23 protein-coding genes and 1 tRNA gene are annotated in these 24,723 nt (G+C 60.0%); 21 read left to right on the top strand and 3 right to left on the bottom strand.

Features of this window, described 5'->3' with window-relative positions; all coding sequences use genetic code 11:
* The first annotated feature begins 2 nt into the window (after nt 1-2).
* The 5 genes from H7H48_RS00635 (at nt 3) to hflX (ending at nt 5,609) form a co-directional block, all read left to right on the top strand.
* The gene (locus H7H48_RS00635) at nt 3-1,364 is read left to right on the top strand and encodes a sigma-54 dependent transcriptional regulator (RefSeq protein WP_229446910.1); all 1,362 of its coding nucleotides are present in this window, start codon (nt 3-5) and stop codon (nt 1,362-1,364) included.
* 131 nt (nt 1,365-1,495) lie between these two features.
* A complete protein-coding gene (trkA, locus tag H7H48_RS00630) occupies nt 1,496-2,872 on the top strand; it encodes a Trk system potassium transporter TrkA (protein WP_223020646.1) in 1,377 nt (458 codons plus the stop codon).
* Between the two features lie 96 nt (nt 2,873-2,968).
* Nucleotides 2,969-3,835: a D-amino-acid transaminase gene (locus H7H48_RS00625; RefSeq protein WP_229446909.1), complete on the top strand. Its 867-nt coding sequence runs from the start codon at nt 2,969-2,971 to the stop codon at nt 3,833-3,835.
* A 148-nt stretch (nt 3,836-3,983) separates the two neighbouring features.
* Nucleotides 3,984-4,232 carry an RNA chaperone Hfq gene (gene hfq / locus H7H48_RS00620; protein ID WP_007007454.1) on the top strand — a complete coding sequence of 83 codons (249 nt, stop codon included), beginning with the start codon at nt 3,984-3,986 and terminating at the stop codon, nt 4,230-4,232.
* The gene (gene hflX / locus H7H48_RS00615) at nt 4,233-5,609 is read left to right on the top strand and encodes a GTPase HflX (RefSeq protein ID WP_255663313.1); all 1,377 of its coding nucleotides are present in this window, start codon (nt 4,233-4,235) and stop codon (nt 5,607-5,609) included.
* A gap of 44 nt (nt 5,610-5,653) precedes the next feature.
* On the opposite strand, the gene mazG is transcribed toward hflX, so the two are convergent.
* Both mazG and H7H48_RS00605 read right to left on the bottom strand, forming a co-directional pair.
* On the bottom strand, nt 5,654-6,475 hold the full coding sequence (gene mazG, locus H7H48_RS00610; protein WP_229446908.1) for a nucleoside triphosphate pyrophosphohydrolase: 822 nt from the start codon (nt 6,473-6,475) through the stop codon (nt 5,654-5,656).
* A gap of 122 nt (nt 6,476-6,597) precedes the next feature.
* A complete protein-coding gene (locus H7H48_RS00605) occupies nt 6,598-7,644 on the bottom strand; it encodes a dipeptidase (protein ID WP_229446907.1) in 1,047 nt (348 codons plus the stop codon).
* Nucleotides 7,645-7,840: 196 nt separating this feature from the next.
* Here H7H48_RS00605 and H7H48_RS00600 point away from each other — a divergent pair.
* A tRNA-Ser gene (locus H7H48_RS00600) sits at nt 7,841-7,930 on the top strand.
* Nucleotides 7,931-8,058: 128 nt separating this feature from the next.
* Here H7H48_RS00600 and H7H48_RS00595 read toward each other — a convergent pair.
* Entirely contained in the window at nt 8,059-8,928 is an 870-nt protein-coding gene (locus H7H48_RS00595; RefSeq protein ID WP_229446906.1) for a DMT family transporter, read from the bottom strand.
* A gap of 157 nt (nt 8,929-9,085) precedes the next feature.
* On the opposite strand from H7H48_RS00595, the gene H7H48_RS00590 reads away from it, so the two are divergent.
* From H7H48_RS00590 to H7H48_RS00520, 15 genes are all read left to right on the top strand, one after another.
* Nucleotides 9,086-10,459: a PLP-dependent aminotransferase family protein gene (locus tag H7H48_RS00590; protein WP_229448029.1), complete on the top strand. Its 1,374-nt coding sequence runs from the start codon at nt 9,086-9,088 to the stop codon at nt 10,457-10,459.
* A 99-nt stretch (nt 10,460-10,558) separates the two neighbouring features.
* Nucleotides 10,559-11,581 carry a tripartite tricarboxylate transporter substrate binding protein gene (locus H7H48_RS00585; protein ID WP_229446905.1) on the top strand — a complete coding sequence of 341 codons (1,023 nt, stop codon included), beginning with the start codon at nt 10,559-10,561 and terminating at the stop codon, nt 11,579-11,581.
* A gap of 126 nt (nt 11,582-11,707) precedes the next feature.
* The gene (locus tag H7H48_RS00580) at nt 11,708-13,222 is read left to right on the top strand and encodes a tripartite tricarboxylate transporter permease (protein ID WP_229446904.1); all 1,515 of its coding nucleotides are present in this window, start codon (nt 11,708-11,710) and stop codon (nt 13,220-13,222) included.
* On the top strand, nt 13,219-14,256 hold the full coding sequence (locus tag H7H48_RS00575; protein ID WP_229446903.1) for a Gfo/Idh/MocA family protein: 1,038 nt from the start codon (nt 13,219-13,221) through the stop codon (nt 14,254-14,256). The genes H7H48_RS00580 and H7H48_RS00575 overlap by 4 nt, the downstream gene beginning before the upstream one ends.
* Before the next feature lie 2 nt (nt 14,257-14,258).
* A complete protein-coding gene (locus H7H48_RS00570; protein WP_229446902.1) occupies nt 14,259-14,765 on the top strand; it encodes a tripartite tricarboxylate transporter TctB family protein in 507 nt (168 codons plus the stop codon).
* A gap of 4 nt (nt 14,766-14,769) precedes the next feature.
* Nucleotides 14,770-15,609 (top strand): sugar phosphate isomerase/epimerase, encoded by an 840-nt coding sequence (locus tag H7H48_RS00565; RefSeq protein WP_229446901.1) that lies wholly within the window; start codon nt 14,770-14,772, stop codon nt 15,607-15,609.
* Nucleotides 15,606-17,084, top strand: a complete 1,479-nt coding sequence (locus tag H7H48_RS00560; RefSeq protein ID WP_229446900.1) for a mandelate racemase — start codon at nt 15,606-15,608, stop codon at nt 17,082-17,084. Before H7H48_RS00565 ends, H7H48_RS00560 begins: the two co-directional genes overlap by 4 nt.
* Nucleotides 17,085-17,088: 4 nt before the next feature.
* Nucleotides 17,089-18,117: an NAD(P)-dependent oxidoreductase gene (locus H7H48_RS00555; protein WP_229446899.1), complete on the top strand. Its 1,029-nt coding sequence runs from the start codon at nt 17,089-17,091 to the stop codon at nt 18,115-18,117.
* Nucleotides 18,104-18,826 (top strand): TetR/AcrR family transcriptional regulator, encoded by a 723-nt coding sequence (locus tag H7H48_RS00550; RefSeq protein ID WP_229446898.1) that lies wholly within the window; start codon nt 18,104-18,106, stop codon nt 18,824-18,826. The genes H7H48_RS00555 and H7H48_RS00550 overlap by 14 nt, the downstream gene beginning before the upstream one ends.
* A 16-nt stretch (nt 18,827-18,842) precedes the next feature.
* Nucleotides 18,843-19,895, top strand: coding sequence for a dihydrodipicolinate synthase family protein (locus tag H7H48_RS00545; protein WP_229446897.1), 1,053 nt, complete (start codon nt 18,843-18,845; stop codon nt 19,893-19,895).
* Nucleotides 19,896-20,280: 385 nt separating this feature from the next.
* Nucleotides 20,281-21,024, top strand: coding sequence for a FadR/GntR family transcriptional regulator (locus H7H48_RS00540; protein ID WP_229446896.1), 744 nt, complete (start codon nt 20,281-20,283; stop codon nt 21,022-21,024).
* A gap of 27 nt (nt 21,025-21,051) precedes the next feature.
* Nucleotides 21,052-22,014: a tripartite tricarboxylate transporter substrate binding protein gene (locus H7H48_RS00535; RefSeq protein ID WP_229446895.1), complete on the top strand. Its 963-nt coding sequence runs from the start codon at nt 21,052-21,054 to the stop codon at nt 22,012-22,014.
* 23 nt (nt 22,015-22,037) lie between these two features.
* Nucleotides 22,038-22,505 carry a tripartite tricarboxylate transporter TctB family protein gene (locus H7H48_RS00530; RefSeq protein ID WP_229446894.1) on the top strand — a complete coding sequence of 156 codons (468 nt, stop codon included), beginning with the start codon at nt 22,038-22,040 and terminating at the stop codon, nt 22,503-22,505.
* Nucleotides 22,505-24,013 (top strand): tripartite tricarboxylate transporter permease, encoded by a 1,509-nt coding sequence (locus H7H48_RS00525; RefSeq protein WP_229446893.1) that lies wholly within the window; start codon nt 22,505-22,507, stop codon nt 24,011-24,013. The genes H7H48_RS00530 and H7H48_RS00525 overlap by 1 nt, the downstream gene beginning before the upstream one ends.
* A gap of 4 nt (nt 24,014-24,017) precedes the next feature.
* On the top strand, nt 24,018-24,722 hold the full coding sequence (locus tag H7H48_RS00520; RefSeq protein ID WP_229446892.1) for an SDR family NAD(P)-dependent oxidoreductase: 705 nt from the start codon (nt 24,018-24,020) through the stop codon (nt 24,720-24,722).
* Nucleotide 24,723: the final 1 nt, after the last annotated feature.

The raw sequence follows: 24,723 nt of genomic DNA, 5'->3' as shown, positions 1-24,723 counted from the left end.
AAATGGCTTCCGACATTCTGATCGTAGACGACGAGGAAGACATCCGGGAACTCGTTGCCGGCATTCTGAGCGACGAGGGCCACGAGACACGAACGGCTCATGATAGCGACAGTGCGCTGGCCTCGATCTCCGAGCGCGTCCCGCGCCTGATCCTGCTTGATATCTGGCTGCAGGGATCCAAGCTCGACGGGCTGGCGCTGCTCGACAAGATCAAGGAATTGCACCCGCATGTGCCTGTCGTCATGATTTCCGGTCATGGCACAATCGAAACCGCGGTTTCGGCGATCAAGCGCGGTGCCTATGATTTCATCGAGAAACCCTTCAAGACCGATCGGATGATCCTGATCTGCGAGCGGGCGCTTGAGATTTCCAAGCTCAAGCGCGAGATGAGCGATCTGAAGAAACGCAGTGGCGCCTCATACGATCTCGTCGGCGAATCTGCCGCGCTCAACCATTTGCGCCAGACGATCGAACGCGTTGCGCCGTCCAACAGCCGGATCATGCTGACCGGACCATCCGGATCCGGCAAGGAGCTGGTTGCTAGAGCGATCCATGCCGCCTCGCCACGCAGCAATGGACCATTCGTGACGCTGAACGCTGCAGCCATTACGCCCGAACGTATGGAAATCGAGTTGTTCGGCACCGAGTCGGATGGTGGCGAGAGGAAGGTGGGTGCCCTTGAGGAGGCGCATGGCGGCGTTCTCTACCTTGATGAAGTGGCCGACATGCCACTTGGTACGCAGAGCAAGATTCTGCGCGTTCTCGTGGACCAGCAGTTCGAACGTGTCGGGGGCACGCGGCGGGTGAAAGTGGACGTGCGCATCATCTCATCCACCGCGCAGAACATCGAATCCCTCATAGCCGATGGCCGTTTCCGCGAAGACCTGTTCCACCGACTGGCGGTGGTGCCGGTGGTCGTGCCGCCCCTAGCCGACCGACGTGAGGACATACCCCTGCTTGTCGATCATTTCATGCAGCAGATCGGTGAACAGGCCGGCATCAAGCCGCGCCCGCTGGGCAACGACGCAATGGCTGTGCTTCAGGCGCATAATTGGCCGGGCAATGTGCGACAGCTGCGGAACAATATCGAGCGGTTGATGATCCTGACGCGGGGTGACGGGCCGGACACACCGATTACTGCCGACCTTCTGCCGGCGGAAATCGGCGATGTCATGCCGCGTCTGCCGACGCAGTCGGATCAGCACATCATGGCGCTGCCATTGCGCGAGGCACGCGAACTCTTCGAAAAGGAATATCTGCTTGCCCAGATCAACCGCTTCGGCGGAAACATCTCGCGTACGGCGGAATTCGTCGGCATGGAACGCTCGGCACTTCATCGCAAACTTAAATCTCTGGGCGTCTAGCGAGTGAGATGGAGCGGACAGACAGCAGAAGGCGGACATCCGGCTTTCCGGTTTTCATGGCGAGGGAAAAGCGCTAGAGCATGGGCCTTGCAGACCCGGCATTTGGTCTTTGTTGAGGCAGGGAACAGGCGATGAAAGTCATTATTTGCGGCGCGGGGCAGGTCGGCTTCGGTATTGCGGAACGACTGGCGGCCGAGCAGAACGACGTGTCCGTCATCGACACATCGCCGGAACTGATTCGTGCCGTTCGCGATACGCTCGACGTGCGCGGCTTTGTCGGACATGGCGCGCATCCCGACGTGCTCGCCTCAGCCGGCGCGAGCGAAGCCGACATGATCATCGCAGTGACCCTGTTCGACGAGGTGAACATGGTGGCCTGCCAAGTCGCGCATTCGCTGTTCAACGTGCCGACCAAGATCGCGCGCATTCGCTCGCAATCCTATCTGCAATCGCACTATATGGACCTGTTCTCGCGCGATCATCTTCCCATCGACGTGATCATTTCGCCGGAGGTCGAGGTTGGCGAGATGGTGATGCGCCGCATCGCTCTGCCGGGTGCAACGGATGTGGTGAGCTTCGCCGACGACAAGGTATCGATGGTGGCGATCGAGTGTCTGGAGGAATGTCCGGTCATCAACACGCCGCTGGCACAGCTGACGGAACTTTTCCCTGATCTGCCCTCGACCGTTGTGGGCGTCTCACGCGAAGGCAAGCTGTTCATCCCGCATTCGGGCGATCAGCTCATTGCCGGTGATCTGGCCTATGTGGTGACCACCAAGGATCAGGTGCGCCGCACGCTTGGCCTCTTCGGCCATGAGGAGCGCGAGGCGACCCGCATCGTGATCGCCGGCGGCGGGAATATCGGCCTTTACGTCTCGCGCGCCATGGAGAAGAAGCAGAGCCGCACCAAGGTCAAGGTGATCGAGAACACCCGCGAACGGGCGGTGGCTCTCGCGGACAAGCTGCGCCGCACGGTCGTTCTTCATGGCAGCGCGCTCGACCAGAAACTTCTTCTGGAAGCCGATATCCAGCACGCCGACCTGATGGTGGCGCTGACCAATGACGATCAGGTCAACATCCTTTCGAGCGTGATTGCCAAGCGTCTCGGGTGCCGCTCCAATCTGGTTCTGATCAACAATCCCACCTATCACGATTTCGCCAAAACGCTGGGGATCGACGCGCATGTGAACCCGCGTTCGGTGACGATTTCGAAAGTGCTCCAGCATGTCAGACGCGGCCGCATTCGCGCCGTCCACAACATTCAGCGCGGTGCAGCCGAGGTCATCGAGGCCGAAGCTTTGGAAACATCGCCGCTTGTCGGGCCGCCGCTCAGCGAGGTGGAGTTCCCCGACGGAATGCGCATCGGCGCGGTCTATCGCGACGGTGCTGTTATCAAGCCGAGCGGATCTCTGAAGATCAAACCGAAGGACCGGGTTGTGATCTTTGCGCTCGAAAGCGCGGTTCGGCAGGTCGAGCAGATGTTCCGTGTCAGCCTGGAGTTCTTCTGAGCTGCTTGAAAAACCTCCCGCAGGGCGGCAAAACAAACCTTTCTTTCGTGCGGCAACGATTCCAGCCGGCGGATTTCAGCAGACGGAGAGTGAGACATGCCACGCATTGCTTATGTGAACGGGCGTTATGCGAATCACGGTGACGCGATGGTTCACGTGGAGGACCGTGGCTATCAGCTCGCCGACGGCGTCTACGAAGTGTGCGAGATTTCTCGTGGATACATTATCGATATGAAGGGGCATCTTGACCGGCTCGACCGTTCGCTGCGCGAACTGCGCATGGACTGGCCGGTTGAGCGCAAGGCTCTCGAATTCATCATGCGTGAAGTCATCCGCCGCAACCATGTACGCAACGGTATGGTGTATCTGCAGGTGACGCGCGGCGTTGCCCCGCGTGACCATGCCTTCCCCACCACGCCCGTTCGCTCAGCCCTCGTGGTGACGGCAAAGCGCATGGATCCGAACGCCGCGGCAAAGAAGGCCGAAAAAGGCATGACCGTGATCACCGTGCCGGAAAACCGCTGGGAGCGCGTGGATATCAAGACGATCGGACTTCTTCCGAACGTTCTGGCACGTCAGGCGGCCGTTGATGCCGGGGCGCAGGAGGCCTGGTTTGTCGACCCGGACGGAACGGTCAAGGAAGGCGCTTCCACCAATGCGTGGATCGTGACTAAGGACGGTCATCTGGTGACGCGGCCGGCCGATTTCGGCATTTTGCGTGGGATAACCAGAGCCACCGTGATAAAGGTCGCCGCCGATCTCGGGCTGAAGGTCGAGGAGCGCGCTTTTTCGGTGGAGGAGGCGCAAAACGCCCGCGAAGCCTTTGTTACCAGCGCCACAAGCGTGGTGATGCCTGTGGTCAACATCGATGGGAAACCCGTGGCCAACGGACATCCCGGCAGTGTCGCGCGCTCTTTGCGGGACGCGTTTTTTGCGATTGCGGAAAAAAGTCCTAGCTGTTAACCAACGCGCATGATGATGCGGCTCGGTGCAACCGATGAACATAGGCATCAATTGATCATGCAGTCCCTGTCACAGACTTTCTTGACAGGAGCGTGTCATATTTGCGCTACTGGCTGCCCTAAGGCAGCGAATGGGTGAAAGACCAAAAATGGCGGAACGAACTCAAAACCTGCAGGACCTGTTCCTGAATACCGTTCGCAAGAGCAAGAACCCTCTCACGATCTTCCTCATCAACGGTGTCAAACTGACAGGCATTGTTACTTCATTCGATAATTTCTGCGTGCTTTTGCGCCGCGACGGACATTCGCAGCTCGTTTACAAGCACGCGATCTCGACGATCATGCCGAGCCAGCCTGTTCAGCTTTACGACGCCGAGGAAAGCAATCGGGACTCCTGATTGACAGAAAAACGCAAGTCAGACGAAGAAGCCCGCGGCGGCGATCGGTCGACCACAAGTCCCGACACCACGCGAGCTGCAGTCATTACGCCTGTCCTCCCGTCCGAACGCCGTGCCGCCGAGAGCGGTGCGGTTTCTTCGCGTGCATCCGATGCGCGCCACGAAGAGGCGATCGGTCTTACCGAAGCGATCGATCTCGACGTGGTTTTCGCCGAGATCGTAAGTGTTCATACGCCGCGGCCGGCAACATTGCTCGGCACGGGCAAGCTGGAAGAAATCGCTGCCCGGGTTGAAGAACAGGATGTGGAAGTGGTGATCATCGATCATCCACTCACACCGGTGCAGCAGCGCAATCTCGAAAAAGCGCTCAAAGCCAAGGTTTTGGACAGGACGGGGCTTATTCTCGAGATTTTCGGGCGCCGCGCGCGAACCAAGGAAGGGCGACTTCAGGTCGATCTGGCCCATCTGGAATATCAGCGCGGCCGGCTTGTCCGGAGCTGGACCCACCTGGAGCGGCAGCGCGGCGGCGGCGGCTTTATGGGCGGCCCGGGCGAGACGCAGATCGAGGCAGACAGGCGACAGCTTCAAGAGCGCATCATGCGTCTGAAGAAGGATCTGGAACAGGTCCGGCGCACACGCGATCTGCATCGCGCCAAGCGTCGGAAGGTCCCGTTCCCGATCGTCGCCATCGTTGGCTACACCAATGCCGGAAAATCGACCCTGTTCAATCGGCTTACCGGGGCAAGCGTGATGGCGGAAGACATGCTCTTTGCCACGCTGGACCCCACGCTTCGCCGGGTACAGCTGCCTCATGGCACGACCATTATCCTTTCCGATACGGTCGGCTTCATCTCCGACTTGCCAACCCACCTTGTCGCCGCTTTCCGCGCAACGCTCGAGGAGGTTGTTGAAGCGGACCTGATCGTGCATTTGCGCGACATCGCAGACCCCGATACGGCAGCTCAGGCGATGGATGTCGAGGCCATTCTCGGCGACCTGGGGGTGGATGCCGCTGACCGGACACGCGTGCTGGAGGTCTGGAACAAGATCGACAGTCTTGATCCGGAACGACGTCGGGCCCTTCTGGAGGGGATGCGTGCCGACGATGCACCGCTGGCAATCTCCGCAATCACGGGGGAGGGTATCCCCGATCTGCTGGCGCTGATCGAAGAGCATATTTCCGGACAGATTGTCCTGACCTCGATCGTCCTTGCACCGGAACGGATGTCACTCCTCGACTGGGTGTATCGCAATGGCGACGTTGTTGAGCGCACAAACAACGACGATGGAAGCATCTTACTGAAACTGCGGATGACGGAATCGGCGAAACAGGAGCTTCAGGAACAGCTCGCCGGAAAGAAGGCCGCTCGCCATTAGGTCCCAGGCCCCATGGCGAACGTGGCACTCACATGGAGAGGGTGTCAGCAGGCTGCGGTTTTTGCGCGTTGCCACAGCGCTTCCATCTCCTGAAGGTCTGCATCCTCTAGCGAGCGCCCAGCCTTTTTAAGCTCGCGTTCCACAAAATCGAAGCGCTTGCGGAATTTATCATTGGTCCGGGCAAGGGCGGCTTCCGCGTCGTGCCCCAGGTGGCGTCCCAGATTAACCACGGCGAACAGAAGATCCCCGTATTCCTCCGCCGCGTGAGCGTCATCCTGTTCGTTTAAAGCGTCCCGCAATTCACCGATTTCCTCCTCGATCTTGTCGAGCACAGGACCGGTTTTACCCCAATCGAAACCCACGCGGGCAGCCCGTTGCTGAAGCTTGTAAGCACGCATGAGAGCAGGCAGGGCGCGCGGAACATCATCCAGATAGGCGGTGAACTCTTCAGGGCTGCCATTTTGCTTCCGCCGGGCAAGACGCTCGGCCTTTTCCTGTGCTTTAATCTCGTTCCACATGCCTTTCGCCATGCCCCGGCTCCGTGCCTTGGCATCACCGAACACATGCGGGTGGCGACGGATCATCTTGCGGGTGATCGCCTCTACCACATCACCAAAATCGAAATGACCTTCTTCCTCAGCCATGCGTGCATGAAAGACGACCTGCAAAAGAAGATCTCCCAGCTCATCACGCAGATCATCAAGATCATGGCGCTCGATCGCATCTGCGACTTCGTATGCTTCCTCGATCGTATAGGGTGCGATGGACGCGAAATCCTGCTCAACGTCCCACGGACAGCCGGTCTGCGGCGTGCGAAGGGCTTTCATGATCTCGAGAAGTCTTGCGATATCCTTTGAGGGCTGCATCACCGCGTTCCTGTGTCTGATCTGTCGACGCTTTTTCTTGACCGGCAAAAGCTCACCAAGCAATTGATTTAATGCGGATCCGGATGAAACCAGGTGCCGATCGGACCGGAAAATGCTCCCGCTCAGCCGATCGTGTGTTCGAGCACACGCAGCCAGTTGCGCCAAGCTATTTTCTCGACCAGTTCCTCTCCATAGCCATGCCCACGCATGGCCTCTATGAGGTTCGGCAAACCGGAGACATCTCCGATGGCACGCGGCACCAGTGCACCGTCGAAATCGGACCCGAGTGCCACTCCGTCTTCGCCAAGTGCTTCCAACATGGCATCCAGATGCCTCAACAGGATGTCTAGATCCGTGTTGGCGTTGGTGTCGCCGTCGGGACGCAGAAAGCTCACGGAAAAATTGAGGCCTGCCAAGCCGCCGGTTTCCCGGATCGCCCGCATTTGCCAATCCGTGAGATTGCGTGACTGGGGACAGATGGCATGAACGTTTGAATGACTCGCGACGAGCGGTGCGTCGCTGATCGCCTGAACGTCGCGAAAACCCTTCTCATTGAGGTGGGAAAGATCGACCAGGATGCCCAGGCGATTACACTTGCGGATAAGCGCCTTGCCAGCGTCGCTCAAACCCTCTCCGATGTCGGGTGTCGAGGGGAATCGGAAGGGAACCCCGTGGCCGAAAATGTTGGAACGGCTCCACACCGGTCCGAGCGAACGCAAGCCGGCAGCATAAAGAACATCGATCAGATCCAGATCGGGACCGACGGCTTCCGCGCCTTCAATATGGAACACGGCGGCCAGCGTGTCTGATGCCATCGCCGCTCGAATCGCCGCCGCATTGCGACAGACGGCGAAGCGCCCATCCGATGCGCGTTCCAGCCGCTGCAGCAACGCTGCCATCGCGATGGTGGAGGCCAGTGCATCGCCTTGCCCCAGCGTTGGGAAGGTCACATCCTGCGGGCGTTTTCCGTCCACTTTCATGTTTGACAGAGGTGGTGGAAATATTGCGAAGAGGCCGCCCGCCAGTCCCCCTTTTTGGGCCCGAGGAAGGTCTATATGTCCTCGATCCGTTCCTTCAAGAAAGAGTTGCTCGGCGTCCCGCCTTCCGCTCTGGTAAAGTCTCAGAAGCGCATCGTTGTGACCGTCGAAAACGGGAATTGTATCTGCCATGAAGAAGCTGCCTTTTGGCACGAATGCGCCGGGTGAGTCTGGGCATCATTTTTAAGCAAGGCTGAAACGGGAAGCAAATCGCCTGGCCCTGATCCTCTGCGTCTTCCAGCAATCTTCACGGCACAATTCGCACCGTCTTGAATGGAACGAGTTGACGCCACGCCCGGCGCGGCTGTAAAAGCCCCCGACAGCGACCGGAGGGATGGCCGAGCGGTTGAAGGCACCGGTCTTGAAAACCGGCAGGCGGGTGACCGTCTCGTGGGTTCGAATCCCACTCCCTCCGCCATTTTGTCATGGGTCCATTCTTGGCACATGGCTTACATCTGATGTCGGAGAGGTGGTTTGGGCAATCTCCGATGCGGCGCCTGAAACGGAGCCTGCCTGGATCGAAGGCGCGCAAGTCTAGTTCTTGCATCACGCAAACCTCTTCGCAAACGCCACGAAGATGACGATCAGAGCGGTTGCGGCAATCATGGTCGTTTCGATGGGCTCGCCCAGCAGAATGCCGGCGAGGCAAAGTCCGAAGAACGGCTGGAGCAGTTGCAGCTGGCCGACGCCGGCTATGCCGCCCAAGGCCAGTCCGCGATACCAGAACACAAAACCCACAAGCATGGAAAAGACGGATACATATGCCAGACTCAGCCAAGCAGGTGCCGTAACGCCTTCCCACGAGGATGGAAGGGTCAGAAGCGATAGCAGCAACATTATGGGAGCAGAGAGAACCAGCGCCCATGAAATAACCTGCCATCCGCCCAAACGACGCGACAGTCTTGCGCCTTCGGCATAGCCAAGACCGCACAGGATGATCGCTGCAATCATCAGAAAATCACCCTCGAGCGAACGTGATCCGCCACTGGACAGCGCAAATGCGACCACTGTGGCGCTTCCCATACACGAAAACAGCCAGAACATCGGTTTCGGTCGCTCTCCCCCACGCATAACGCCGAATATGGCGGTCGCCAGCGGCAACAGTCCGATGAAGACAATCGAGTGCGCAGACGTGATATGCTGAAGCGCAAGCGCAGTCAGCAGTGGAAACCCGATCACAACACCCGCCGAAACGACCACAAGGGACCTGATATCGGAAGGCTGGGGACGCGCCTGCCGCAAACTCATGAGCAGGGCAGCACCGAGCAGCGCCGCGATGACAGCGCGTGCAGATGTCAGAAACACAGGCGAAAAATCCGCCACCGCGACCCGCGTCGCAGGCAGCGAGCCGCTGAAGATGACAATACCGAGGAGCCCGCTGCCCCAACCTGCAACCGATGATGCTGCTTTTCCCATCTCACCTCGCTTTCCACGATAGCCATAGGCAATTCCCTGTGGTGCGGGGAGCTACAAACCATTACAATTTTCAAAAATCGTATTGATCAAAGGGGCCATACAATTGAATGACGGGCGACAGGATTTCAGCGCCAAGGGCGCGCGAACCCTGGATGTGATGAGGGCGATCCGGAGGAAAATCGCGAACCGCGCACTTGGCCCGGGAGACCGGCTGCCGTCCATCCGGAACTTTGCGAAAACCATGCAGGTTTCCCCATCCACGGTTGTCGAAGCCTATGACCGGCTCGCGGCGGACGGGGTTATTCGCGCCAAGCGCGGTTCGGGCTTCTATGTCTCCACCACCGCACTGCCACCTCTGGCGCTGGCGGAGGATCTGCCTCAAACGGAGCGTGCCGTCGATCCCTTCTGGGTCTCTCGCCAGTCGCTCGATGCAGATCCTGCGACTGTGAAGCCTGGCTGCGGCTGGCTTCCCGCGGACTGGATGCCGCAAGAGGACTTGCGTCGCGCATTGAGGAGCGTCTCAAGGGGCGAGGGCGCGGTTTTGTCGGATTACGGCAGCACCCGTGGCTCGATTGCGCTGCGTCGTCTTCTGATGGGGCGTTTTGCCGACGAAGGCATTGGCATATCTCCGGAGCAGCTGATGCTTGCTGGATCGGGCACGCAGGCTGTGGATCTGGTGTGTCGTTGCCTCCTCCGGCCCGGCGATACCGTTCTGGTGGACGACCCGTGCTACTTCAATTTCCGGGCTTTGTTGCGCGCGCACCAGGTTAAGGTTGTCGGTGTTCCCTATACCCGTTCGGGGCCGGATATAACTTCCTTTCAGGCGACGCTGGCTGCGGAACGCCCGCGCCTTTATCTCACCAATTCGGCGCTTCACAATCCCACAGGCGCGACGCTCTCCGCGAATACGGCACATCGTCTGCTCAACGAAGCTGCCGCCCATGATCTGATTATTGTCGAGGATGACATCTTCGCAGATTTCGAGCCCGAGCCTTCCATCAGGCTGGCAGCACTGGACGGGCTCAACCGCGTGATCCGTATCGGCAGCTTCTCGAAGACGCTATCGGCATCGGTACGCTGCGGCTATATCGCGGCCCGGCCCGACTGGATCGCTGACCTTGTGGATCTGCAGGTCGCGACCAGCTTCGGAGGTCCGAGCCCGGTGGCGGCGCAAATGATCAGCGGTGTTTTGGCGAGTGGAAGTTATCGCAAGCACATGGAAGGATTGCGCCGTCGCCTTGCGGGCGCAAGGCAAAAAGCCATCGACAACTTGCACTCCATAGGGATTGAACCCTGGCTGATGCCGCGTGGGGGCTTCTACCTCTGGTGCCAGTTGCCGGACGGTTGCGATTCCGCCGATGTGGCGCGCGCGAGCCTGGCCCAGGGTGTTGTTCTTGCGCCGGGAAACGTGTTCAGCGTTTCGCAGACTGCGACCGGTTTCATGCGCTTCAACGTTGCCCACTGTGATGACCCGATCGTCACGGACGTTCTCCAGCAATCTCTTGAAAGGTGCGCTCCCAGCAGCCGATGAAGCAGGGAGCGACGCGCGCTGAGCGATCATAAAAGCTCTTGACAGAAAGTTAAAACACGTCACTAATTATCTAACTGTTTGTTTAATTAGGGGAACAAAATGAAGAGCAAAAAACTTGCCAAAAGCTTGGTTTCTGCGGCTTTCGCAGCGTCTGCATTTCTCGCTGCGCCGGCCATTGCCGAGGAGTGGAAGCCGGCCGAGCCCGTAACGATCATCGTTCCGTGGTCCGCCGGCGGCTCGACCGATACGGTCACCCGCGTTGTTGCTGGGGAACTCAGCAAGGCCTTCGGCCAGAATTTCGTGATCATCAATCAGCCAGGCGCGTCAGGCTCCGTCGGTACGCGTGCGGTTTGGGAGGCCCCGCATGACGGCATGACCATGGCCGCGGGCGCGGCAGCCGATCTCGGCGCCTATCCGGTTTTCGGGACACTGGATGCGACGCTTGATCAATGGCGGCTTTATCTCCATGTGGCCAATCCTGGCCTCGTGTCGGTGCGCGCCGACAGCGAATGGGAGACCTTTGGCGATCTTCTGGAAGCCATGAAGTCGGCGAGCGAGCCCATCACCGTGTCTTCCGGCGGGCTTTCCTCCGCTACGGCGATTTCCATGCAGGCCCTCGAAAAGGCCGCGCCGGGGATCAGCTACCGACAGATCGTATATGAGGGTGGCAATCCGGCCGTTATCTCCACGGTGTCCGGCGAAACGCAGTTCACCGCTCAGACGGCAACCGAACAGGTGGACATGATCCGCGCGGGGCGGCTCAAGCCTCTCGCGGTGATTGCCGATCAGCCGCTTGAGCTGCAGGGCTATGGCACGATTCCGCCGGTCACCGACTGGCTTCCAGAGGTGGCCAGCGCCCCCAATTTCTTCGGCATTTTCCTCCCCGCCGATGCACCCAAAGAGGTGCTCGACGCAATGGACAAGGTCTGGGCTGAACAGATCGCCAACTCCGAGGTCATGAAGAAGCATGCCGCCGAGCGCGGTGCGCTGTTCAAGGCGACCTACGGTGAAGAGGCGGCGAAGACCGCGCTTCCCTTCCTCTCGATCAACGCCTGGCAGCAGTTCGACAGCGGCGCTGCACCGAACGACCCGAGCAAGTTCGGCATACCGCGCCCCGAATAAGGCTGGATGCGTGGCTCCCCTTGCTGCGAGGCGGGGGAGCCCGCGACGCTTCGCCTATACGCAACCGGACAGTTTGCGCTGCCAGTTTCCTGGCCGCGCTGACCCTTTCTGTCGACAAGCATGGCCATGGACGGACTAAATCATTTCCTGGGCGCGATCGCCGAAATCGGATTTTCCGCGCAGATCATCGTTGTCTTCTGGGCCACGCTCCTCGGCATCACCGTGGGCATGATCCCGGGCCTGACGGCGACACTGGGCGTCGCGCTGGTGACGACGCTGACCTTCACGATGGAGCAGAACACGGCGATCCTCGTGCTGATCTGCGTCTATATCGGCGCGATCTATGGCGGCGGGCGCACGGCCATTCTGCTCAACATTCCTGGCACGCCGGCCAATGCCGCTTCCGCTCTTGAAGGGTTTCCGCTGGCCCGGAAAGGGCGGGCAGGCGAGGCGATGGCGGTTGCCACCACGGGTTCGTTTCTGGGTTCGGTCGTCGGCATGGTGGGGCTTGCTCTGGTCGCGCCCTGGCTTGCTGAGTTCGCGCTTGATTTCACCTCTTTCGAATTCTTCTGGCTTGCCGTCTTCGGCATTGTCCTTTGCGGCCAGCTCACCGCCATGGACGACGCGCTGAAAGGCTGGATCGCCGGCTTTTTCGGTCTGCTTGTCGCCATGGTCGGGCAGGAGAGCATCCATGCCTATGCCCGCTTTTCCTATGGCATTCGCGACCTTGAAGGCGGGTTTGGCCTTTTGCCGGTGCTTGTCGGCGCATTTGGTTGCACGGAAGTGTTCATCGTCATGCGGCAGGAAGCGACCCGCGCCGTTGCCGGCAAGGTGACCGGGGTCTTCCGTTCCGCGCTTTCCTCTTTCAGTCATGCGCGCACCTGGCTCCGTTCCGGATTTATCGGCACGTTCATGGGCGTGGTTCCCGGTGTTGGCGAGGATATGGGCGCGTGGGTTTCCTACGCTGCTGCAAAACGTGCGTCCAAACGCAAGGAGGAGTATGGGCAGGGTTCGACCGAAGGGCTGCTCGCCGCAGAGACCGGCAACAATGCCGCCGTTCCCGGCGCGCTGATCCCGGTTCTGACGCTTGCCATCCCCGGGTCCGCGCCGGCGGCAGTTCTTCTGGCAGCTATGATCATTCACGGTCTGCGGCCCGGTCCCCTGATCATGATCACGCAGGCCGATTTCTTCTATTCGGTGGTGGCCATGGTGTTCTGGGCAAGCTGCGCCATGCTGATACTGGGCCTGCTTCTCACGCGGCCGCTGCTGCTCATCCTCAAAGTGCGGCGCGAATGGCTGATGGGCATCATCTTCGTCTTGTGCACCGTTGGCGCTTTCGCCATCGCCGGCCGCATTTTCGATGTCTGGGTCATGATCGGCTTCGGTCTGATCGGATTCCTGATGCGCGAGGCCGGCTTCCCGGTCGCTCCCATGATCCTTGGTGTCGTTCTCGGCCCGATCCTTGACAACAATTTGCGCCGTAGCCTCGCATTGACGCAGGGCGATCCGATTCCCTTTGTGACGCGCCCGATAAGCGCGTTGATCGCGACGCTGGTTTTTCTCATCATCATTTTCAGCCTGCCGCCGGTACGTCGCCGCCTGGCCACCCTGCGCACACGCTTTGCCGGAGGTGAGCGATGAGCGTCAAAAGTGTTCTCCTTTGCGGTTTCGGTGCATTCGGCGCGCAGCATGCAGCCGCCTGGCGGCGGAGCACCGCGGCGCCGCGCCTTTATGTCAGCGATCCCGACCCTGCAGCCCGTGACAGGGCGCTTGCTGTCGGCCTCCAGCATGTGGCGGAGGACCCGTCCGTCTATCTGGATCAGGTCGATCTCGTTGACATTGTCACGCCGCCACGCCTGCACCTGCCCGTTGCGTTGGCAGCTCTCGGGCGCGGCAAACGTGTCTTCATCGAGAAGCCGGCTGTGACATCGCTGGATGAAGGGCGGCAGCTGATGGCTGCGGTGGAGACTTCGGGCTGCGCTGTCCAGATCGGTTTCGTTCTGCGCTGTCATCCGCTCGTCGAAAAGGCGAAGGCGCTCATCGCTTCGGAAGCCATTGGCCGCCTGCTTGCGGTGGAGGGTGACTTCTCGGGATGGAAGCGGATGCGCGACGATTCCACCATCATCGAAAATGACGGCGTGCATTTCCTCGATCTCATGCGCCATCTGGCGGGTGTTCCCATATGTTCTGTTGAGGCCCGTGGAGCAAGCCTGCTCGGTGCTCATAAAAACGATGATATCCGTATCGCCCTGACTTTCGAGGGAGGCATAAGCGGCAATCTGCGGCTTGGCATTCTCGCCTGCGGTGAGGTGGAAGACGGTTTCATGCCGGGTGCTGTGACCACAAAGCGGCTGCGGTTGATCGGCGATGCCGGCAACATCGTCATCGACTTCAACCGCAACACGCTGACGCAGGCGCAGGTCTCCTACACACCCAAGGCGGGCGGTTGGAATGTGTCTCCCGGCGCGATGACAATCGAACAGGTGATCGGGATCACGCCCCCAACTCTCCTGGCGAAGAGCTTCGATCTGTTCGTATCCGCGATCGAAAGCGGTGGACCGACCCTCTGCAGTGCAAATGAGGGCGCTTTGGAAATGGCGGCGCTTCTGGAAGCCATCGACCAGGCGCTTCTGCAAAAACCGCTTCCGCAGATCGCACTAGAGAAGGGGGCGTGATCATGCGTACCATCAACAGGACCGATTTCCTTTCCGGCCTCGTGGTGGCGGCGTTGGGCGCGGCGGGACTGGTCGAAGCTCTGCGTATGCCGCGCTTCGAGGCCCGCGGTGCGGATCCGTTCACCGTTCCCGGTCTTACGCCGGGTCTTTTGAGCGCGGTTTTATGCGTGCTGGGTATCGTTCTTCTGTTGCGCGGCATGTCGGGACGGAATTTGACCGAAGGTGCGCAGCCCAGCATCACGCAATGGACGCGTGCCAGTGCAATCCGGACGCTCTTCACCATCGTGATGGTGCTTGTCTATGGCACGCTTCTGTTCGGCCGTATGCCCTTCTTCTATGCCACAGCGCTTTTCGTTTTTGTGTTCACGGTAGGGGCGGAGCTGATCGATACCGAACGACGCTTGCCCGCCTGGAAGCTTTTGATCGGTGGATGTCTGCTCGCCGGCGGTGCGGCTTACGCGATCGATTTCGTGTTCACCGATCTCTTTCTCGTTCGGTTGCCGGGGTGATGCAATGAAGCTTTCTCTCTGCAACGAAGTGTTGCGTGACCTTTCCTTTGAGAAGCAGTGCCGGCTGGCTGCCGATCTTCGGTATGACGGGCTCGAAATCGCGCCCTTCACACTGTCGGATGAGCCCGCCTCGATTTCCGCTGCCGAGCGACTGCGTCTGCGCACTATGGTCGCCGATCACGGGCTTGAGGTCACAGGACTGCATTGGCTTTTGACCGCGCCGGAGGGCCTCTCATTGACGAGTGACGACACCGCTGTGGCGGCCCGCACACGCGATCACATTCTGGAAATGGTCGAGCTTTGCGCGGATCTGGGCGGCAGCGTCCTTGTTCACGGATCGCCCGGCCAGCGCCAACTCCAGGACGCGGCTTCGCCAGAGCGTGCGCGTGAGATCGCCACGGCACATCTTGCTGCAGCAGGAGAGGCGGCGGCGCGTGCCGGGGTACTTTACTGCATCGAACCGCTTGCACCCTCAATGGACGATTTCGTCAACACGGTTGCCGACGCGGTTAAGCTGGTCGAAACCATTGGCTCGCCCGGCTTTGCGACCATGCTCGACACTTATGCGGCGGTGGGCGGCGAAGCCGAGCCAGCAGAAGCGGTTCTGGACCGTTTTCTGCCGGGCGGCCATGTCCGGCACATTCATTTCAACGACCGTTCGAAGCGTGGGCCGGGGCTCGGTGATGATCGGTTTGCACCAGTCGTCGATTGTCTCGTCCGGCATGACTATGACGGCGTCATCGCCGTGGAGCCCTTTGACTACCACCCGGATGGGCCAACGGTGGCAGCCTATGCTGCGGGTTATGTCCGGGGACTTTTTGAAATGCGGAAGGAGCGTTCATGAGCACGGCCAGACTCAAGATCATCGGTGGCCGCATCGGCATTGCCAATGCTTTTGCGCGCATGCCGTTCCGCTTCGGTGTCGTGACGATGGAGGCTGCGGCCAGCGCCACATTGGAGCTTGAGGTTTTCGTCAATGGTCAGCCTGTTCTCGGCTACGCCTCCGATCTTCTCGCCTACAAATGGTTCGACAAGCGGCCGGAAAAGACACCGGCCGACAATGTCGCAGATCTCCTCTGGGTGATCGATGAGGCGCTGACCGTTGCAAGTGCTCTGCCGGAAGGGTCCGTATTCTCCCTGTGGCGACAACTGGACGAGGAAATCGATCGGAGGGCGGTTGCCGCCGGTTTCAACCGGCTCGGTGCCTCCTTCGGTGTTTCCATGGTGGAGCGCGCCATAATCGATGCGCTGGGACGTGCAACCGGGCAAAGCTTTTTCGAAATGGTGCGCAACAATGCTTTTGGTATTGAGGGCGGTGCGGTCTTCCCCGAGCTTGCGGGTCTGCCGCCAGCCTCAATCCTTCCCGAAAAGCCGCTGGAGCGCATTGCCTTGCGCCACACGGTCGGCCTGGTCGACCCGATCGAGGCCGAAGATATCGCTTCGGCAGATCGGCTTGATGATGGACTGCCTGAAACGCTCTCCGATTACATTCAAGAGGATGATCTCAGCTATCTCAAGATCAAGATCGCAGGTGACCCAGCCTCGGATATGGCCCGGCTGGAGCGCATTGCCACACTGATGGAACGGACTGGCAGGTCATTCGCACTCACGCTCGACGGCAATGAACAATATAGCCGGCTTGAGGATTTTGCAGCGCTGATGGAAGCCATCCGTAGCAATCCGGCGCTTGGGCGCTTCTATCAATCGATTCTTTTTGTCGAACAGCCTTTGGAACGCTCGGTCGCGCTTTCGGCTCCCCTTGATCCTCACGCCCTCAAGACAATAGGCAAGCCGCTTCTGATCGATGAAGCCGATGGCTGGACGCGCGCCTATCATGAAGCGATCACCCTTGGCTATCACGGCGTGAGCCACAAGAACTGCAAGGGCGTAATACGGTCCGTGTTGAACGCGATGATCGCTGCCGAGCGCAATCGCACGTCGGGGAAGGGGGTCTACTTCCAGTCGGCAGAAGATCTGACCTGCCTGCCGGTGGTTTCCCTGCAAGCCGATCTTGCCGTCGTGGCCACGCTCGGGATCACCCATGTGGAACGCAATGGCCACCATTATTTCCAAGGCCTTGAGCATCTACCCACGTGTGAAGCAGAGGCTGCTCTGGCGGCCCATCCCGATCTTTATCGGCGCGAGGGGTCGTCCATTGTCACCGCCATCGATGGCGGCGCCCTCAACATCGCCTCATTGCAGGTCCCCGGCATGGGATTTGCCTGCCTTCCAAATCTCAGCCAGCGCACCCGCGCTGCCGACTGGACTTTCGATAGCCTCAACAAAAGCGATGCCGGACATGCCGGCACAGGAGAATGAGACCATGACCCGATCACTGCCAGACGCAATACTGGATGAAGCCCAGCTCGAAGACATGCTGTCGCAGCCGAGCGACCAGCTTGTCTCCGTGCTTTCAGAACTGGATGGCGACATCACCATTCTCGGCGTCGGCGGCAAGATGGGGCCGACCCTCGCGCGCATGGCCAAGCGCGCCGCGCCCCATAAGAGGGTTATCGGCGTCGCGAGATTCTCGGAGCCGGGGCTAAAGGAAAAGCTGGAAGGCTGGGGCATTGAACCCGTTTCCTGCGACCTTCTGGATCGCGAAGCGGTGGAAGGCCTGGAGAAAACCGAAAACGTGATCTTCATGGCGGGTCGCAAATTCGGGTCGAGCGGCAATCAAGGACTGACCTGGGCCATGAATGTTCATGTGCCCGCAATCGTCGCCGAGGCGTTCAAGGCGTCGCGCATCGTCGCCTTCTCGACGGCCTGCGTTTATCCGTTCGTCAATATCACGGAGCAGGGCGCACGCGAGGATGTGGTGCTGGACCCGCCCGGCGAATATGCTAATTCCTGCGTGGGACGCGAGCGCATGTTCGAGCATTTCGCAAGCGTGCATGGCACGCGCGTGGCGCTGATCCGGCTCTCCTACGCAATCGATCTGCGCTATGGCGTCTTGCATGACGTTGCAAACGCGGTCCAGCAGGGCGAGCCCGTGCAGATCGACAGCGGCCATTGCAATGTCATCTGGCAGGGGGATGCGAATGACATTGCATTGCAGTCCCTGGCGCATGCCGATAATCCGCCTTTCGTGCTCAATCTTTCCGGCCCCGAACTGGTGAATGTGCGCAGCCTGGCGAGGAAATTCGGCGAATTCTTCGATAAGAAGCCGGTTCTTGCAGGTTCGGAACAGGAGCGGGCTTGGATCGTGGACACGAGCCTGCAGCAGAAACTCTTCGGCTATCCCTCAGTGCCGTTGCCGCGGCTGATAGAGTGGACGGCACAATGGATGAAAGAGGGCGGGCGTTCCCTTGGAAAACCGACCCATTTCGAGGTTCGCGATGGAAAATACTGATCGGCCGTCGGCCAGCGCCGAGGCAGGCAGGAAAAGCGCTTCCAAGACAGGGCAGAAAGCGACGCGCGACGCGGCGGCGACGCGTGCGCGCATTCTGAATGCAGCCTCGAAAGAGTTTGCAAAAAAAGGGCTTAAAGGAACGCGCATTGACGCGATCGCCAAGCGAGCTCGCTGCAACAAGGCTCTGATCTACCATTATTTCGGGAACAAGGAGGCCCTGTTCAGCACGGTTCTGGAGAGAAATTACGAGGCCATTCGCTCCGCCGAGCGGCAGCTTGATCTCGCCCACCGCGAACCCGTGGCCGCCATGCAGGAGCTCATCGGTTTCTCTTTCGACTATGTGAGCGCACACCCGGAATTTATATCGCTCATCAATGACGAGAACATGCACGGCGGCGTGCATGTGGCGCACTCGGCGAAGGCGAGGGACCTGAACAGCCCGCTCGTGGCGATGATCGATACGATCCTGGAGCGGGGACAGGAGGAGGGCAAGTTCCGCGCTGGTGTCGATCCCGTGCAGCTCTACATATCGATCGCCAGCATCTGCTACTTCTTTATTGCCAACCGGTCCACACTGTCGGCCATCTTCGGTCTGCCGAAAACGCCCGAGGTGCTTGCGCGCCGCCGCGAGCACGTGATCGAGGTCATACTGGGCTATCTTCGCCCGGAGGCCGAGGGACAGGACCTGCCTTCCACACAGAAGGCCTGACGACGAAAGCTTCACCATGAAAATCAGTGATCTTCCCGCCACACCGTTTGCCGCCCTGCGCAAGGGAGGCGTGATCCCGGCGCACCCTTTGGCGCTCGATGCCAACCGCAGGATCGATGAACGTCGCCAGCGCGCCCTGTCGCGCTATTATCTCGATGCGGGCTCAATCGGCCTGGCCGTGGCCGTGCACACCACCCAGTTTGAAATCCGGGAACACGGCCTTCTGGAGCCCGTTCTCACACTTGCCTCTGAAGAAGCAAAGGCTCATGCGAGCACCCCCTTCATGGTGGCAGGCGCAGTCGGCAAAACCCAGCAGGCCGTGCGCGAGGCCGAGCTTGCGCGATCCATGGGTTACCACGCCGTGCTTCTCAGCCTGGCGGCAATGAAAGAGGCGAGCATCGATGAACTGATTGCGCACTGCCGCGCCGTCGCCGATGTGATCCCGGTGGTGGGCTTTTATCTGCAAACCGCTGTTGGTGGACAGGCTCTGCCCTATGCATTCTGGCGGCGTTTTGCCGAGATCGAGAATGTGGTGGCGATCAAGATGGCACCGTTCAACCGTTACCGCACGCTCGACGTGGTGCGCGCGGTCATTGACGCCCGGGCGGAAGACCGCATCACGCTCTACACCGGCAATGACGACCACATCGTCGCCGATCTGATGACAAAGTTCACGTTCATGCGCGATGGCGCGCCAGTGAGCGTGCGGATCAAGGGCGGGCTTCTAGGACACTGGTCAGTCTGGACACGCAAGGCTGTTGAGTTGCTTGAAGAAATTCACGATCGCCCTGAAAGCAGAACCGCCAGCGAATGGCTGGAACTCGATGCCCGCACCACCGACGCCAACGGCGTATTGTTCGATGTGGCGAACGATTTTGCAGGTTGCATCGCCTGCCTGCACGAAGTCCTGCGTCGTCAGGGCCTGCTTGAAGGAACATGGTGCCTCAATCCGGAAGAGACCATGGGACCTGGCCAGATGGAAGAGCTAGAGCGGATCTGCCGCGATTACCCGGAACTCAATGATGATGCGTTCGTGGCTGCGAATCTGGAACGTTGGCTGAACGGCTGATTGCGGACCTCTTTCGAGTATCCTGGCCTTCTATGGCCTGCAATCAGCGCTCCTGCACGGTGGCTTGACCAAGTCTCCATTACAGGCAGGATTTATCGTGCAGAAAACGGGTGGTGGCTTCTCACCGCCCGTTTTTTAGCCTGTGCGCGCTCTATTCGCAGGCTACCGAAATCGCGCCAATACTGCCCACCGGGCTCTGATTCTGGTCAGGGGGCACACGGTCATCCCCGAGAAACTTCCAAACTTTTCACCCCCTCTAACACTGCACGTCTTCAACACTCTGCCGAAAGAAATTCGTCAGCGTACCCGGCTGGCCGGGACGGGGTCTTGACAGAAATTGAAATTCAAGGCTCATTGATCCTACCAATGACGGCAGGGAGGAACCATGACGTCGCGCGTTGGGTCGCAATGGAGGTCGGGAGCCTTCATCACGGCAGAAGCCATCGGTCAGGCGATTGTTGAGGGAGAGTTTTCAGAGGGCGAACGTCTCCCTCTGGAAGCTGAACTCGCATCGCGCTTTGCGGTCTCACGAAACACGCTTCGAGAGGCAATGAAGCTGCTTGCGGCCAAATCGATGGTGGCGATTGCGCCGCGCCGGGGCACTGTGGTTCTGCCGCGAGCGGAATGGAATGTGCTTGATCCCGATGTGATCGACTGGTTTGGCGCCCTGTTTCGCGCCGACTCCGCATTCATGGAGGAACTGGTTCAGACGCGGCAGACGATAGAGCCGGCGGCAGCGTTCGAGGCCGCGCGTTCGGCCGCGCCAAGCCAGGTCGAGGCCATCGCTGCCGCCTACCGCGACATGGAAGAACAGCGTGGCAGCGGCAGTACTGCTGAGCAGGTGAGGGTCGATGTCGCCTTCCACCTCTCCGTGGCCGATGCAGCGAACAACCGATTCATCCAGTCCATCATCCGCTCGATCATCCACGCGGTGCGCGCCAATTTCGAGGCGCTCATCGAACAGCCGGGAAATTTCGAGGGCAATCTGAAAAACCACAGGCTGGTTTACGAAGCCATCGCCGCACACGACCCGGATCAGGCCCGCTTCGCCATGGAGCGTCTGCTCGAGCAGAGCCTGACCGACACAAAGGAGCTTTTCGGTTCAACGCGAACCGACAATCGGCATTGAGGAATGCCAATCAACGGAGGAGAAGCAATGAAATACGTAACTTTGACGACGCTGCTCGCAGCGACCGTGGCCTTTGCCGGGCCGGCATTTGCCGAGTATCCTGAGCGTCCCATTACACTCATCGTGCCATGGTCGGCCGGTGGCGGCACCGATGCTGTCGGACGCATGCTTGCCAAAGGTCTGCAGGAGGAACTCGGCACACCGGTCAACGTGGTGAACCGCACCGGGGCGGGCGGTATTGTCGGACATACGGCGATGATCGATGCCGACCCGGACGGGTACACGCTCGGGCTGGCCACGGCAGAACTGACCACCTATGCCGCGATCGGCACATCCGAAGCGTCCCCGGCCGATGTGACACCGATCGCTCTGGTCAACTTCGATGCGTCCGCCTTCAATGTGCATGCCGACAGCGAGTGGGAAGACGCAGGCCAGGCACTTGAAGCGATCAAGGCCAATCCCGGCAAATTCAAGGCTTCCGGTTTCCCGGTTGGTGCTGCTTACCACCTGGCATTTGCCGGCTTTCTGAATGACAACGGCGTCGACCCGACCGCTTTGACCGTTGTGCCCAGCCAGGGCGCTGCTCCCGGCTTTCAGGAATTGGTCTCAGGAGGCGTGGCCGTCGTTCCTTCCTCCCTGCCGGAGGCAGCATCGATGCGCGATGCGGGGCTCGTAAAAACCCTCGCCGTCCTGGCGGATGAGCGGCTTGCATCCTATCCCGATGTACCAACCGCCAAGGAAGCTGTCGGCACCGCCTCGGTGGGTGGCACCTGGCGCGGTGTTGTCGGACCGAAGGGACTGGACGCAGAGATTGCCGGCAAGGTCGAGGCCGCGCTCGACAAGGTCTATCAGAGCGCTGAGTTTCAGGAGTTCATGAGCAGCCGCGGTTTCGGCGTGCGCTGGCTCCCTGCAGATGAGTTCGGCACGTTCATGGAAAATGCCTCCAAGAGCAATGCCGAAGTCATCGAGAAGCTCGGCCTGAAGCAGTAGCCTTGCGTGGGGAGGCCTAGATCATGCGTATGAACGACGCCGTGACGGGAGGCGTTTTCGTCCTCCTGTCGGCACTCATCCTGTTTGCCGCTCGCGGCTTCCCCACTTTGCCGGACCAGCCCTATGGGCCCGGCACGTTTCCCACCATCATTGCAGCCGTGATGATGGTATGCGGTCTCGCACTGATCTGGAGCGGCGCACGCAGCCGTGTGCCGCTCCTTGCGGTGGCGGACTGGATGCGCGGCGCGGCCACGCTTCATCGCATGGCCTGGGTGCCAGGCTTCGTGATCGCCTATGTCTATCTCAGCAAGCCGATCGGGTTCCCCCTTCTGGTGCCGGTGTTGCTCGGTGCATTCCTTACCGTCACCACTGGCAGGCCGGTGCGTGCGGCCGCCATCGCAGTGCTGGGCACCGCCGCTCTGTGGCTGCTGTTCGCCTATATCCTGCGCGTGCCGCTGCCACTCGGCCTTCTGACAGAGGTGATCTACTAATGGATGCTGTTCTGACAGCCTTTGGCGAGGTTCTTCAGCCGCAGGTCTTCTTCATCATCGTGGCGGCCTCCGCCTACGGCCTGATGATCGGTTCGATACCGGGGCTCACCGCGACCATGGGCACCGCACTGCTCGTCCCGATCACTTTTTTTCTGGACCCTATCCCTGCTATCGGCGCCATTGTTGCCGCTACCACGATGGCAATCTTCGCCGGCGATATTCCCGGCGCGCTCCTGCGCATACCTGGCACACCCGCGTCGGCCGCCTACACGGATGAATCCTATCGCATGCGGGAGAAAGGGCAGGTGGAGCTGGCGCTTGGCGTCAACATGCTGTGCTCCACCATTGGTGGCCTTGTGGGCGTTGCCGTTCTCATTCTTGCCGCGCCGCAGATCGCAGCGGTTTCACTCGGCTTTTCGAGCTACGAGTATTTCTGGCTGGCACTGCTTGGATTGTCCTGTGCGATTTTCGTTTCCAGCAGCTCACCCGTCAAAGGCGTTCTCTCGCTGTGCATCGGTCTGATGTTGTCCACGATCGGCATCGATGTGGTGATGGGGGTGAAGCGTTTTACGTTCGGCGACACCGAGTTGATTGGAGGCGTTTCCATCATCCCGGTTCTGATCGGCATGTTCGCCATCACCGAGATCCTGCGCAAGGTCGCGCGCCCCTCACGCTTGCCTGCACCGCCACCGGTGCGGCTTGGCGCGATGGTGTCGGGTGTCGGAAGCACGATCTGGCGCTTCAAGGGTGGGGTTGCACGCTCTTCCCTGCTCGGCAGCGTCATCGGTGCCCTGCCGGGGGCAGGTGCCGATATCGCGGCATGGATTGCCTATGCGCTTTCCAAGAAATTTTCCCGGACGCCCGAGAAGTTCGGCACAGGCTATCCCGAGGGCATCGTCAGTGCGTCCAGCGCCAACAATGCGGCACTATCAGGAGCCTATGTGCCGAGCCTTGTCTTCGGCATCCCCGGCGACACGATCACCGCGATTCTGATCGGCGTGCTCCTGATGAAGGGCATCACGCCCGGGCCGATGGTCTTCGTGATGGATACGGGGCTTGTGAACGCCATTTTTGCCGTATTCATCATCGCCAACCTTTTGATGCTGCCTTTGGGGCTGGCGGCAGTCTACGGCTCGCGCCGTCTCCTCAGCATTCCGCAGGACATTCTCTTTCCGATCATTCTTCTGTTTTGCGTCATCGGCGCGTTTGCCGCCAACAACACGTTGTTCGATGTCTGGGTCATGCTGGTTGTCGGCCTCGTGGCCTTTGTTCTGGAAGAGAATGATTTTCCGTTGGCACCCATGATCCTGGCCCTGATCCTCGGACAACTTGTCGAGGAAAATTTCATGAAATCGATCATCAAGGCGGACGGGCAACTGACTGAGTTTTTTGCGCGTCCCATTGGCGGAACGCTGGGCATGCTGACTCTGGCGATCTGGGCGCTGCTGATCGGCATGTCGCTTTACAGGGCGACCAGATCGCGTCGCGCTGCATCAACTGGAGAATAAATACATGACGAGAACTGTTGTCGTGATCGGTGGATCGAGCGGCATCGGCCGCGCGATCGCTGCCGGATTTGCGGGCGAGGAGGGCGCAGCCGTTATTGCAACCGGCCACGAAGACGGCGTCATCGCCAACCTGCCGGAAAACGTGAAGGGGGCGGTGCTGGATGTGCGGGACCCCGACGCCGTTACCACCTTCTTCGCCGGTTTTGAACGTATCGACGTGTTGGTCAATTGCGCAGGAGTCATCCGTCGCAATGGAGCGGAGTTCCGCCAAAAGGACTTCGCAGAGGTGCTGGACATCAACCTCAATGGAACGCAGCGCTGCTGCGAAGCTGCCCATAAAGCGCTCAAGGCTGCCGGTGGCTGCATCATCAACACCGCATCCATGCTGACCTATTTCGGCAGCGCCACCTCACCGGCCTACGCGGCCTCCAAGGGTGGGGTGGCACAGCTTACCAAATCCCTGGCCATTGCCTGGGCAGCCGACGGAATCCGTGTCAACGCGATCGCCCCGGGCTGGATCGCCACCGATTTGACACGGGCGCTGACTGAAGACACTGCGCGCAGCGAGCAGATCCTGTCGCGCACCCCCATGAAACGCTGGGGCAGGCCTGAGGATCTTGCCGGCCCCGCCTGTTTTCTCGCATCTCCCGAAGCTGCCTTCGTTACCGGCGTCATCCTGCCCGTCGATGGCGGTTATTCGGCCTCTTGAA

The sequence above is a fragment of the Nitratireductor sp. B36 genome (assembly GCF_020833685.1).
Lineage (GTDB): Bacteria > Pseudomonadota > Alphaproteobacteria > Rhizobiales > Rhizobiaceae > Nitratireductor.
This window is presented reverse-complemented; position numbering and strand designations above follow the sequence as displayed.